Below are 12,779 nucleotides of genomic sequence, written 5' to 3'. Positions count from 1 at the left end.
GTGCTAGTACACTGTAAATCGGGGTTTTGCTGCTGCAACACGTACGAACCTATCCATTTGATTCAGTTCTATATAACCAATTAAGTTTTGTTTATGTAGTCCTAAAGACTTATTTTTGTTATTTGTCATTTGGGGTAATGTAAGATAAATGTGTGGTGGTATTTTCATGGTTGGTGGATCTTAATCTCGAGTGAGGACTTGACTATATGTTAAATGCCTGCCACCATTCGGTGACAGGCATCATTTCTTAGTGTTTTACGGTTATGGTCTCCGGTTCAGACGTTAAGGAGAAACCTTTATCATCCGTACCAGTTACTGTTACATATACTCTCCATCAGGATATTCAGAACTTGGATTCCACGGTAATCCATAAATGGAATGTTCATTTTCAATATCAGCATATTCTTTCACTTTGCCTCGGCGTCTAAAATCTCTGCATGCCAACCCACCCGGTTATAACTGAAGACTGTGATGCTGACAGGCTTGTTTACGTTTGTACCGGTAACATGCCACCATTGGATGAATGGTCCGGCATGCAGTAACTTCTCATTTCCAGCATAACCGAAACCTGTATTATAGAAATTATCAATTGCTAACACCAAGTCTTTTTCCCCACTTTCCATTACATCATATATAGGGCCACTATCATTGATTCAAAGTAAACTTCCGAGATAGTCACTATCTTCTTTTACATCCCACGTAATTTTATATGTTCCATCTGGTTACTACAGGTCTTATCTCTCGCTTTTTTGAACCTACCATTCAGAATATAAGCAAAATTAAGTGAAAATTATGAAAAAACTCTTATTTTGAATTGGCTTTTTTTATTTAATATGGGAGATTATGCAGACAATGAGTGAAATGAGTGAATTGAAATAAGTAATTAAGCTCACACACCCACATCCATAACAATCAGAATTATGAAAGTTACTGGACAGTAGCGGTTAAATTTTTCATGCTTTGCATAAAAAGCTCCAAACTATCAACTCCCTCTAAAATCAGACTTTCATAACTCAAAGAAGTCCTGAAATCATGAGAAACTAAAAAAGGTCCGTCCCTCACCACGGTAAAGCTTTACCGCAATGAGGGACGGACCTCTTTTCTTTTTTTTCATTGTACTCTCATTATGAGATGGATTTCATTCTACCTTTCAGTTTTAAATTACCGAGCACAATTCCACATAAAATGATCACGACTCCTACCCATTGTGAAAAACTGACTACTTCAGCTAATATTAGAGCGGACATGGTTACAGCCACTGGGAGTTCAGAAGCAGTTAAGATTGTGCCAAGTCCTGGTCCAACATGGGGCATGCCGATTGAAAATAAAAGAGGTGGTAAAGCAACGCCAAAGAAGCCGAGCAATAAACCATACTGTGCGACCCCCGTCAAAGTAGGTAAATCAACTAAAAACGTGGGTGGAAATAGTAAAAATACGACAATTAAACCACCTGTTGAAAGGAAAGCACTTTTCAAGACGGGTGGAGAATCTTTTCCGACAGAACTGCTGAGTGTTATAAAAGTGGTAAACGTCAAAGCCGAAAGTAACCCCCAGGCAGTTCCTTGCAAGGATAGAACAACTTCACTCTTTGCAAATGCACCTGCAGCTAAAATGGAGCCGATTATTAGTATACCAATTGAGATGATTTTACCTTTAGTTGGTTTTTCTTTATAGAAGATCCACTCGAATAGCGTTCCGATCCAAACAAACTGAAATAGAAAAATGATTGCAAGCGAAGCATTCAGTGTCTGCAGCGCCTGATAATAGAACACACCTGTCAGTCCAAATGGAATTCCAGATAATAATAGTTTGAAAGCTTGATTGAAAGGTATTCTTTTCTTTTTTGTAAACAGAACCAGCACCCAGGTAAGCAAAGCTCCAAATAAATATTGGCCACCTGTTACCTCTGTTACTGAAAAACCTGCTGAATAAGCAAGTTTGACAAATGTTGATAATATCCCATAACAGCATCCACCCAAAAATACAATCGATGCATATTGCCACGTTTTCATTTTTTCTCCCCCTTTTCTACACATAAAAAAACCACACAATTGTCAATTGACATTGTGTGGCGAAAATAGAGCTGCCTCTATAAAAATCCACTTCCTAAAAAGGTTTTATTATTATAATAAAATGTACGAGATCAACTACAGACTGCTTTTAACGCTAACTTTCCTTCTAAAAGATTATACCATTTCCGATTGACACTGTCAGGAGCTTGCCACTTTATTTTTCTCCAAATACTCTCTCAATGAATCCAAATCCTTTGCGCAAGCCTTCTTAAAGACGCCTGCCATTAGCTTACCGAACAATTTTGACAGGCCGGTCAGTCCTCTGATTTCACCAAGTAAGGTCACTTCAGTTTGATCACCTGATGAAGCAAGCAGATAGGTAAATACAAATTCTCCTTTACCTGTCGTCCCCTTCGTGCCGTCGCATCGCAGCACAATCTTATCAGGCTCTTTAAGCTCCACTACCTCAAAATGTTCCAAAGCCTCTTTGCCGAACATCCTCCTCGTTTCCCTCCACTGACTGCCTTCACGGAGCGGCCCTTCATCCATCCGCTCGATTTTCACCAACCCTTGCATCCAGTCTTTGGCAGAATCAAGATCTAATAGACTTCTATATGCTACTTCTTTTGAAACCTGAAAGTTTCTTTTTACTTCGAAAGGGATACTCAAATGGAATGACCTCCTCAGATATCGTGCTTCTGAAATAGATTTGACAACTTTTTCTTAATTCCTTCTTTTATTTGAGTTTCAAAAAATATTACCGGGCTTCCTTCTTTCTACCATAAAAAAAGATGAGCCTATAAAAGCCCATCTCCTTTCGTCTATATATTCTCTTGCTTCAAACCTTCAATGATATTCTGCTTCTTGACCTTTCCGATTGAATAAAGCATGGCCGAGCTGACGATGATGAAAATCGCCGCGATGACAGATAGGATATCGATCCACGGCAGCACGAACCCGTAATCGAAGGTCTCTCCGACAGATCTGTGGATCAGATACATGACACCGATACTGATCGGCAGCCCGTACAGCAATGCCTTAACTCCGTAAAAGATGCTTTCATAGTTGATCATTTTATTAAATCCTTTTGGCGTCATCCCAACGGATTTCAGCATAGCGAATTCCCTTTTTCTCAAGGAAATGCTCGTTGAAATCGTATTGAAGATGTTCGCGATGGATATCATTGAAATCAGTGCGATGAACCCATATGTGAAGACTGAGAGGAACAGGATGAGCTGCTCTTCTTGCTGCCTGTCTTGATAGACATTGTATATATACAGGTTCGATGGCACCACTTCTTCAAGGGCTTTCTGGGTTTCCATCGGGTCGGTACTGTTTATATATAACTGGCTGCGGACTTGCTTTTTCATCTCGTCATCCATCAAGGCATCCATCGTTTCCATTGGTACGATGACATCCAATCCGCCCATCATTGCGGTACGGACCCCCATCGGCACTTGGTCTGTCATGGCGCCGATCGTAAACGATCCCAAAGGTTTCGATTTCTCTGTATCATAGTTCGTGAAGATCAAATCGAGGACGTCTCCCGGTTCGGTTACGATCGATTTGGCCTCGATGAACTTGGCCGTCGTCGGATCCTGATAGGAAATCTGATCAATGACGATGGCTGTCGGCTTCTTGGGATCGTCGAACATCCCGGGTTCTACGCCTGCTTTTTTGGCATAGTCTTTAAAGCTCTGTTCATCCAATCCATGTAAGTTCACATAGTATTGATAACGTCCATCATCAAGGGGAATGTTATCCCGTTTGATCATGTCTTTCAGTTCCTGTGGAAATTTGTCTTTATCAATAAGGACCGTCGGGTTCAGACTTTTTTGGACGCTGTATGCTGTGATATCCTCCAGTTGAACCAAGTCTTCCAATGGCTCTGTATCCCCCGTGTTGGCCGATACGGAAATATCGAAATTCGTGCCCTCCTGGGACATGACTGCCGATTTCTTCAGGTTATCTGTAAAGAATGACACCGATAAGAAGAGAACGATACTGATCACCAGGGAAAAGATCGTCGCATGGTAACGTCGTTTATTGCGTTTCAGATTCTTTAAGCCGATTTCCGCTTCCAGCCCGAACAGCTTCCGGACGAGCTTGGATGTTTTGACCGCCTTACCGGTCAATTTGATATCCTGCGTCTGCCTGATCGCATCGATCGCTGAAATCTTCGAGGCTTTTCGTGCAGGCAGATAAGTGGAAATAAAAATTGTCACGCTTGAAATCAGACAGGAAACCAGGACCGTTGACGGTGTGACGACAACCTGAAGTCTCTCCGAAATGCCCAATGCCCCGTCAATGTAGGTATTGATAAACCAAAAGGTAGCTCCGATCCCCAAGGCACCTGCCAATAAACCAAGGGGGATGCTGATGACTCCGATGACCATCCCTTCGAAAAAGACGGAATTTCTCTTCTGTTTCTTCGTCGCCCCCACGCTCGAAAGCATCCCTAAGTGTCTGGATCGTTCAGATACGCTAATGGCAAATGCATTATAAATAAGAGATACCGAGCCGATGATGATGACGGCCATGATAATCGCAAGTAAGGAGAACAAAGTGAAGCGGAGACTGTCATTGTCCGTCACACCGTAGTAGCGTAGTAATTCATCATTGAAAGCTACCTTCTCGATTCCATTCTCTTTTGCCAGTTTCTGGGCATACTCAAATACGGAGGACTTCACTTTGTCCAACACCACAACCGCATCCACCATATCTGACTTATTCAAGGAACTCTTATCGATATAGCCGAGCACCGTATAGCCCGGAGACCATGCCGGTTCCCATGATGGGCTCTCGATGATGCCCGTAACCGTAAAGGTCTCCATGGAGTTCACTTCGAGCTTTTCCTTCATGCCTTCTCCATCCCTTTGGAGCGGGTCATTCTGTCCCAATGGCTCGCTTTGCCCCTCCATCATCCGGCTCCCGATAGCCAGTTTGATCTGGTCCCCGATCTTGTACTGAACCCCGGCATCATTCGCGATTTCCTCGGAGATGACCACTTCCTGTTCATCGGATGGCAGGCGGCCTTTACTCAACTCGATCGGAAATTGCTTCAAGCCTTCTTCATTATATTCTTTTATAAATAAGTAGGGCTTATCTTCCATTTTGGCCCCATCGAGCTTTGCATACCCCAAGTCATTGGATAGGAGCAATCTTCCCGTATCCTCGTCATTCGCTATTGCTTCGATTTGCTCGGGGCTGACGTTTTGATATTTAACATGCCACTCGCCATTGTCGGCTATCGATTGTCTTTTCATAATGTCCAGGAATGAGACGCCGAGTGTCGCAACGGCCATGATCATCGACACCGAGATGATCACCCCGGTGATGGTCACAAGGGTCCTTCTTTTGTTTTCTTTCAGATGCCGTAATGTCAGTTTGTTGATGATATTCATGGACGGATCACCTCATCCTTTGCGACCTTTCCATCTGCGATTTCGATCACACGATCGGCCTGCAGCGCAATCCGTTCATCGTGGGTGATGATGATCAATGTCTGGTTATAGGTTTTGTTGAACATCTTTAACAGTTCGATGATTTCCGTAGAGTTTTTGCTGTCGAGATTTCCTGTCGGCTCGTCCGCGAGAATGATGGCAGGATTACTGATCAGCGCTCTTCCGATGGATACACGCTGTTGCTGTCCACCGGATAATTGGTTCGGCAGGTGGTTCAGCCTTTCATGAAGGCCCAATGTCGTTACTAGATCCGTCAACTGCTTTTGATCCACTTTATGCTGATCCAATAACATGGGGAGGGTGATGTTCTCTTCCACCGTCAAGATCGGGATCAAATTGTAGAACTGATAAATCAACCCGATCTGCCTTCTTCTGAAAACAGCCAGCTGGGTTTCATCCAATTGATAAATATCGGTTTGATCGATCAGCACTTTCCCACTTGTCGGACGGTCGACGCCTCCAAGCAGGTGAAGCAAGGTGGATTTCCCCGATCCAGAAGGACCGATGATCGCAACGAATTCCCCCTTTTTCACAGAGAATGAGACATCATCCAGTGCCTTGACCGCCGTCTCCCCTTTGCCATATATCTTAGACAGATTTTCAATTTGTAAAATATTCATTTGGTACCTCCATAATGTTGATGTAGACCCCAGTATATCTGTCCAATATGACTTTAAAGTGACTATGAAAGTGACAATTTATTCACTTTAGTGGGTACGGGGAGCAAGAATAAACACCTTCCTATTTATAAAATTTAATCGAAAACACGGTCCCATTTCCTTTTTCACTTCGGACCTCAAGATCCCCCTGCTGACTGGTGATGATGCTGTAAGCCATCGCCAGACCGATTCCGACACTGTCGTCACTTGCATTCTTGCCCTTGTAAAAACGCCTGAATATGTATGGGAGATCTTCTTTTGGAATCCCGTCTCCATTATCGGAAATGGTGATTTCAGTGTAGAGTGGATTCTCCGAAAACGAAATGGAGATCACCCCTCCTTCTCCCGTGTGCTCCACAGCATTTTTCAGGATATTGATGAGGGCCTCGGCCGTCCAGCGAAGATCACCGATGAACGTGACCGATTCGTCCCCGTTCACGTTCAATGTCTGCTCTTTAATTTCCATTGGAATCAAGACAGGCTGCACCGCCCTCTGAATCAGGTCCCGGACGGCCACCGTGTCTTTCTTAAAGGCGATGGTCCCTGCATCGATCTTGGATAATGTCAAAAGGGAAGAGACAAGCCATTCGATCCTCTCCAACTGCACCCGGATATGTTGAGTGAATTCGGCACGTTTGGATTCCTCCAATGTGCTATCACTTAAGAGATCGGCCATCACCATCATCGAAGTCAAAGGTGTCTTCAACTGATGCGAGATGTCAGAAAGGGCATTGGTCAAGGTGAGTTTGTCCTTCTCTAAAAATGAACGATGCTCAGACAGCATCAAGGTTACCTTATAGATGTCATTCTTTAATATGCTGAGCTCCCCTTCTTGGTTATCCCGGACATCGAGGCTGTCATCCCCGCTGCTGATTTTTCTCAAATAACCCGACAGCTTTTCAATTTCATCGTATCGCCACCTTGTAAAGAAAAAGTTGCATCCTGCGAGCAAGCCGGATGTGACCAGCACAAACCATGCAACCCGAATCGAAAACAGAAAACCTGCCAATACGAATGCCGCAAGACTGATGGATAATAGGCTGATGAAAAGCCATTGAACTTCCCGATTCCGCCACATATTAATCCCCCGCCTTATATCCCATACCGCGAACGGTCTTGATGATCGTTGGCCGCTGCGGATGGTCCTCTAACTTCTCGCGCAGCCTCTTGATATAAACAGTCAACGTGTTATCGTTGACAAAATCACCGGCCACGTCCCATATCCGATCGAGGAGCTGGGCCCTCGTCAGAACCTGTCCGACGTGATTGGCAAGGATAAGGAGAAGCCGGTATTCCAAAGCGGTCAATACTACCTCGTCACCATTTTTATACACTTTGCCCTCTAACGTGTTAATCCGGATATCCTCAATATCCATCCACACATTTGCCTGTGCCGGTTGCTTATGATATCGACGGAGCACCGACCGGATACGGGATAGCAGCTCACGGACCCGGAACGGTTTCGTAATATAATCGTCCGCTCCCATATCCAGCCCCATTACGACGTTCACTTCGTCATCCAGCGCTGTCAAAAAGATCACCGGCTTATCGTCCCGCTTCTTCACCATCTCACACAAATCATAGCCGCTCCCATCAGGAAGCGACAAATCAAACAAACATAAATCGATTTCTTCTAACCGACCATGAATCATCGCTTTGGCAGACTCCGCATCATAACAAAGAATCGTCTCATATTCCTCCTGACGCAGCGAATACTCCAACCCTGCCGCAATCGTCCGATCATCTTCTACCAACAACACTTTCATATACATACACCCTAACCGTCAGTCATTTTATCAACATATTTTATCATGGAAGCAGAATCAATGGACAGGTTCCGACCAGCCGTCCCTTCACCTAAGAAGACATATTCGAAATCTGTTTCATTCATGTTATTCCCCCTCGACTTACTCTTATTCTATAAGAAGCCTCCTACTTGATACATTTTCCATAAAAATCCGTCGATTGAACACTTCTCACTTTGAATCAGACTCATCGTCCACTATAATACAAGTAAGAATTATCATAATAATCTAACTCTTCACCTCTAGCAAATGGTAATGGTTTATTCGACCAAGTGTCCCATATCTGAAAGGAGAATTGTAAATGGAAAACAACAATCGCCCAGACCAAAAGGATCACTCAGCAGCTGCAGGTCAGTGCCCTGTCACTCACCACAAGGATAGTGCCATCACGACGACCACGGCTCCAGGAGGTACGACGAATAAAGACTGGTGGCCGAACATGTTGAACCTGAACATCCTTCGCCAGCATGACACGAAATCAAACCCAATGGGGGAAAACTTCAATTATAAAGAAGAATTCTCGAAGCTTGATTACGATGCCCTGAAGCAGGATCTTCACAATCTGATGACAGACAGCCAGGACTGGTGGCCTGCTGACTACGGTCACTACGGTCCATTCTTCATCCGGATGTCTTGGCACGCAGCAGGTACATACCGTGAAACGGACGGACGCGGAGGCGGCTCATCAGGTTCACAACGCTTTGCCCCCCTGAACAGCTGGCCGGATAACGTCAATCTTGATAAAGCCCGCCGCCTGTTGTGGCCGATTAAACAAAAGTATGGGAATAAGATTTCCTGGGCTGACCTGCTTGTGTTAACAGGTAACGTTGCTCTTGAATCCATGGGATTGAAGACATTCGGATTTGGTGCAGGACGTGAGGACATTTGGCATCCTGAGGAAGATGTATATTGGGGAAATGAGAAAGAATGGCTTGCGGACAACCGCTACTCAGGGGACCGTGAGCTTGAAAATCCACTCGCTGCCGTCCAGATGGGTCTCATCTATGTTAATCCGGAAGGCCCGAATGGTGAGCCGGATCCACTTGGAAGTGCCCGTGATATCCGTGATACATTCGGACGCATGGGGATGAACGATTATGAAACCGTGGCCCTTATTGCAGGCGGTCACACATTCGGAAAAGCTCATGGAGCCGGCGACGCTTCTCTTGTCGGTGACGATCCGGAAGCTGCGGACATTGAAAATCAAGGGTTCGGCTGGATCAGTTCATACGGTAGCGGTAAAGGCCGTGACACGATTTCAAGCGGTGTCGATGGTGCCTGGACGACGAATCCGACGAAATGGGATAACGGCTACTTCGACCTTCTATTCGGGTATGAGTGGGAGAAAACGAAGAGTGCGGCAGGCGCTTCCCAATGGGCACCGGTCGGCATGACGGAAGAACATATGGCACCTGATGCCGAAGATCCGTCGATCAAAGTGAAGACGATGATGACGACCGCTGATATGGCGCTGCGTATGGATCCTGATTATGAAAAGATTTCCCGTCGTTTCCACGAGAATCCGGAAGAGTTTGCCGATGCCTTCTCCCGTGCCTGGTTCAAGCTTCTTCACCGCGACATGGGGCCGAAAGCAAGATACTGGGGTCCAGAGGTTCCTGATGAAGAATTGATCTGGCAAGATCCGGTTCCTGCGGTGGATTATGATTTATCCGATTCTGAAGTAGCTTCGTTGAAAGAAAAGATTCTGGAAACAGGTCTAACCGTGAGCGAGCTCGTGAAAACAGCTTGGGCATCCGCAAGCACGTACCGCGGTTCTGATATGCGCGGTGGTGCGAACGGTGCACGCATCCGTCTCGCACCGCAGAAGGACTGGGAAGTGAACGAACCACAGCAGCTTGAGAAAGTCCTGGGTGTCTATGAGGGCCTTCAGAGCAAGCTTGATAAGAAAGTCAGCTTGGCTGATTTGATCGTGTTAGGCGGAAACACAGGGGTTGAAAAAGCCGCCCGTGACGCCGGTTTCGAAGTAACGGTTCCATTTTCACCTGGTCGCGGCGATGCAACAGCCGATCAAACTGATGCTGAAAACTTCGGTGTACTGGAGCCGGTTTCAGACGGATTCCGCAACTACCAGAAGCAGGAATACGCTGTCAGCCCGGAAGAAATGCTTGTGGATAAAGCACAATTGTTAGGACTGACTGCACCGGAAATGACCGTCCTTCTTGGTGGTATGCGTGCTCTCGGCGCCAACCACGGTGATTCGAAACACGGCGTATTCACAGATCGCGTCGGTACGCTGAACAACGACTTCTTCGTGAATTTGCTCGATATGAACATCGAGTGGAAACCGGCAGGCTTCAATCAGTATGAGGGCCGTGACCGCAAGACGGGTGAAGTGGTTCGTACGGCATCACGCTTTGACCTGGTGTTCGGTTCGAACTCTGTCCTTCGTGCTCTAGCAGAAGTGTATGCGCAGGATGACAATAAAGAGAAATTTGTCCGTGACTTTGTTGCCGCTTGGGGGAAAGTGATGGATGCAGATCGGTTTGATTTGAAATAAACGAAACACGCCTCTTCCATGTTGGGAAGAGGCGTGTTTTCTGTTCAATAATCTTTTCCTCTTACTTTCGAAATCCCTGTTTGGGTTTATACAATCGGTTTTTGAAGCAGCAAGTCTGGGCTTTGTGTGCCATTGATGAACACATCATATATTCGGACTGCTTTTGGACGAAAAATGACGTTAGATTGTCTATTTTTAAGCTGAAGTAGGATTCTGGACATGGTCTGAGGGGCCGGATATGGGTGGAAATCCTGGTGAGCAATCCCTTCTCGGAGTAATCGATCCGGATTGGATTATTTTCAATCCTCATTTCAGATTATTAATCCTGATTGGGATTTATTAATCCAAATATTTATTTATTAATCCTCTATCTACAATTGATCCTAGTTGTCGAATTTTCTTTAGGTGGGCATACATATCTACACGGAAGGCAGCTTTACCCTCTTCAGGATTTGGACCGGTTTTTGAAAAGGCGTATCTATCGGGTTCAGGTTTATGTTCAACAGAACCTCCATGTCATCGCTTATTAGAGCGCAACAAAAAGACGGTTTTATGCTACATAAGCAGTAAAACCGTCCCCGTTGCCTACTATAAAAATCATGCTCCAATTTTCTCACCTACAACATCTTCTCCTACTTCCGTCCGCTTCTCCAACTTATAAACCAACACTCCGCCAATCAACAATCCGATCCCAAGAATCTTCTCCCAGGAAAGGGCAGAAGGTTCAAAACCGAACCATCCACCTGTATTGACGACAAATGCAATGGTGATTTGAGAAATAAGTGCGATCGAGATCGCATACGCCGGGCCGATCAGCGTGACTCCCCTCATCAGGAAGAATACGATGCCGACACCGAATACGCCGCTGAACAGAAAGACGGGATCGACCCCGCTGAAGTCGAGCAGACTTTTGTCTTCCATTGTATAGAAGACCGGCAGTGAACAGACGAGACCAAGGCCGAGTACCAAACTCGTCGTTGCCCATGGGCCTGTTTTTTCACTGACCCGTGCGTTGAATACATTTTGCAAACTGATTAAGATTCCTGCCATGATGGCGAGTGCAATTCCGATCATATGAGACCCTCCTTATTCATAGATGTTTCCTTTCGCAAGGATGCTGAGTTTATCAAGATCTTTGATGGTGATGGAACCGTTGACCCGTTCAATGAGATCATCCGTTGCCATCTTCTTCAGTACCCGGTTCAGGTGGCGGTAGCTGGTTCCGATCCATTCAGCGAGCTCCATGAGATTGGACGTATGCATTTCCTGATGGAACATGGTCCCTTCTCCTGCTTCTGATATGGATAGTAAATAGCTCGCCAGGCGCACTTCGACGGGATACAGCATGTGCATGCTCGTGATATGTGATTCCGTGTAGAACTTGTGGGCCACTGTATCAAATAAAAATCGCATAATGGCGGGATTCTCTTTCTCAAGCCTTGAAAGATCGGTGAAAGGCACGGATAAGAACACTCCGTCCGTCACGGCTTCCACTGAATTGAGCACCGCCGTACCTTTCGCATACTCCACATCCCCGATCAGGGCAAGGGGACGCTTGAACCGGTTGATCAACAGTTTTCCTTCCGGTGTATGGGTGAAGATCTTGATTTTTCCCTCCATGAGGAAGTACAATTCGTCGAGTTCTTCCCCTGTGGAAAAAAGATTGTCCCCTTTTTCAAAGTGATACACCTTGATATGCTTTCTGAAATCCGCCGGGAATAACTCCTCCAGCTCGAATTGATTTATATAATGATGGGGGGAACCCCCTTGTATTTCTCTCATCGTAAAACTCCTTCTTCTACAATTGGAAAAGGACGACCCCTGCAAGCATCATCGAGAGGCCAATTGCCTGCCTCGGCGTGACCGGGATCTTCTTCTCCCCGAACCATCCACGTGACTCGATGAGAAATGCTGTCCCGATCTGTGCCACGAGAAGGATCGCAATCGCCGATGCCGGGCCGATCATGTGGATCGCCGTCAGTTCCGAGAACACCACGATCACACCGAACGATCCTCCGATCAAGTACAGGAACGGCACCTGCCTGAAGCTCTTCCCTTTGCCATCTCTTACTTTCATATAGATCGTCATCGCAATCACAAAGGCCACAAGGTGAACCATCGAAGTCGTATGCCACCCGCCGATCGCGTCACTCATCCTTGCATTGAATATCCCCTGCATGGTGATGCAAAGTCCACCAAGCAGCGCAAATAAAGCACCTTTCATCGTTCATCCTCCTATTCTTTGTTCTATTAAATAGGAGGACCGATTTTTGTGAAAGGACATATGTCCTAAGGGTTGCCGATTCCGTGATCAGGTAAAC

General features: G+C 45.7%; 11 protein-coding genes. 1 reads left to right on the top strand and 10 read right to left on the bottom strand.

What is annotated here, in order from left to right:
* Positions 1-407 precede the first annotated feature (407 nt).
* The 7 genes from ACFQWC_RS18310 to ACFQWC_RS18280 form a co-directional block, all read right to left on the bottom strand.
* On the bottom strand, positions 408-602 hold the full coding sequence (locus tag ACFQWC_RS18310) for a hypothetical protein (RefSeq protein WP_341357429.1): 195 nt from the start codon (positions 600-602) through the stop codon (positions 408-410).
* A gap of 522 nt (positions 603-1,124) precedes the next feature.
* Positions 1,125-2,012: an EamA family transporter gene (locus ACFQWC_RS18305; protein ID WP_341357428.1), complete on the bottom strand. Its 888-nt coding sequence runs from the start codon at positions 2,010-2,012 to the stop codon at positions 1,125-1,127.
* Between the two features lie 198 nt (positions 2,013-2,210).
* Positions 2,211-2,681, bottom strand: coding sequence for an SRPBCC family protein (locus ACFQWC_RS18300; RefSeq protein WP_377108783.1), 471 nt, complete (start codon positions 2,679-2,681; stop codon positions 2,211-2,213).
* A gap of 152 nt (positions 2,682-2,833) precedes the next feature.
* Positions 2,834-5,416 (bottom strand): ABC transporter permease, encoded by a 2,583-nt coding sequence (locus ACFQWC_RS18295; protein WP_377108782.1) that lies wholly within the window; start codon positions 5,414-5,416, stop codon positions 2,834-2,836.
* Positions 5,413-6,096 (bottom strand): ABC transporter ATP-binding protein, encoded by a 684-nt coding sequence (locus ACFQWC_RS18290; protein ID WP_299741867.1) that lies wholly within the window; start codon positions 6,094-6,096, stop codon positions 5,413-5,415. The genes ACFQWC_RS18295 and ACFQWC_RS18290 overlap by 4 nt, the downstream gene beginning before the upstream one ends.
* Positions 6,097-6,217: 121 nt before the next feature.
* Entirely contained in the window at positions 6,218-7,213 is a 996-nt protein-coding gene (locus ACFQWC_RS18285; protein ID WP_377108781.1) for a sensor histidine kinase, read from the bottom strand.
* Between the two features lies 1 nt (position 7,214).
* Positions 7,215-7,901, bottom strand: a complete 687-nt coding sequence (locus tag ACFQWC_RS18280) for a response regulator transcription factor (protein WP_377108780.1) — start codon at positions 7,899-7,901, stop codon at positions 7,215-7,217.
* Between the two features lie 340 nt (positions 7,902-8,241).
* Between ACFQWC_RS18280 and katG the strand changes: the two genes are divergently transcribed.
* Positions 8,242-10,458, top strand: coding sequence for a catalase/peroxidase HPI (gene katG / locus ACFQWC_RS18275; protein ID WP_299741862.1), 2,217 nt, complete (start codon positions 8,242-8,244; stop codon positions 10,456-10,458).
* Positions 10,459-11,055: 597 nt separating this feature from the next.
* Here the strand turns inward: katG and ACFQWC_RS18270 are convergent.
* The 3 genes from ACFQWC_RS18270 to ACFQWC_RS18260 are packed head-to-tail and all read right to left on the bottom strand — an operon-like array spanning position 11,056 to position 12,682.
* Positions 11,056-11,532 carry a DMT family transporter gene (locus tag ACFQWC_RS18270; protein ID WP_299741861.1) on the bottom strand — a complete coding sequence of 159 codons (477 nt, stop codon included), beginning with the start codon at positions 11,530-11,532 and terminating at the stop codon, positions 11,056-11,058.
* Positions 11,533-11,544: 12 nt separating this feature from the next.
* Positions 11,545-12,240 (bottom strand): Crp/Fnr family transcriptional regulator, encoded by a 696-nt coding sequence (locus tag ACFQWC_RS18265; RefSeq protein WP_299741859.1) that lies wholly within the window; start codon positions 12,238-12,240, stop codon positions 11,545-11,547.
* 16 nt (positions 12,241-12,256) lie between these two features.
* Positions 12,257-12,682, bottom strand: coding sequence for a DMT family transporter (locus tag ACFQWC_RS18260; RefSeq protein ID WP_299741858.1), 426 nt, complete (start codon positions 12,680-12,682; stop codon positions 12,257-12,259).
* Positions 12,683-12,779 lie beyond the last annotated feature (97 nt).

The organism is Rossellomorea sp. GCM10028870, from assembly GCF_042666755.1.
GTDB lineage: Bacteria > Bacillota > Bacilli > Bacillales > Bacillaceae_B > Rossellomorea.
This window is presented reverse-complemented; position numbering and strand designations above follow the sequence as displayed.

What these genes read in the sequence shown, in the direction of transcription:
- ACFQWC_RS18285 (WP_377108781.1), bottom strand. Translation starts at nt 7,213, where the DNA reads ATGTGGCGGAATCGGGAAGTTCAATGGCTTTTCATCAGCCTATTATCC.
- ACFQWC_RS18280 (WP_377108780.1), bottom strand. Translation starts at nt 7,901, where the DNA reads ATGAAAGTGTTGTTGGTAGAAGATGATCGGACGATTGCGGCAGGGTTG.
- ACFQWC_RS18270 (WP_299741861.1), bottom strand. Translation starts at nt 11,532, where the DNA reads ATGATCGGAATTGCACTCGCCATCATGGCAGGAATCTTAATCAGTTTG.
- ACFQWC_RS18295 (WP_377108782.1), bottom strand. Translation starts at nt 5,416, where the DNA reads ATGAATATCATCAACAAACTGACATTACGGCATCTGAAAGAAAACAAA.
- katG (WP_299741862.1), top strand. Translation starts at nt 8,242, where the DNA reads ATGGAAAACAACAATCGCCCAGACCAAAAGGATCACTCAGCAGCTGCA.
- ACFQWC_RS18260 (WP_299741858.1), bottom strand. Translation starts at nt 12,682, where the DNA reads ATGAAAGGTGCTTTATTTGCGCTGCTTGGTGGACTTTGCATCACCATG.
- ACFQWC_RS18305 (WP_341357428.1), bottom strand. Translation starts at nt 2,012, where the DNA reads ATGAAAACGTGGCAATATGCATCGATTGTATTTTTGGGTGGATGCTGT.
- ACFQWC_RS18290 (WP_299741867.1), bottom strand. Translation starts at nt 6,096, where the DNA reads ATGAATATTTTACAAATTGAAAATCTGTCTAAGATATATGGCAAAGGG.
- ACFQWC_RS18265 (WP_299741859.1), bottom strand. Translation starts at nt 12,240, where the DNA reads ATGAGAGAAATACAAGGGGGTTCCCCCCATCATTATATAAATCAATTC.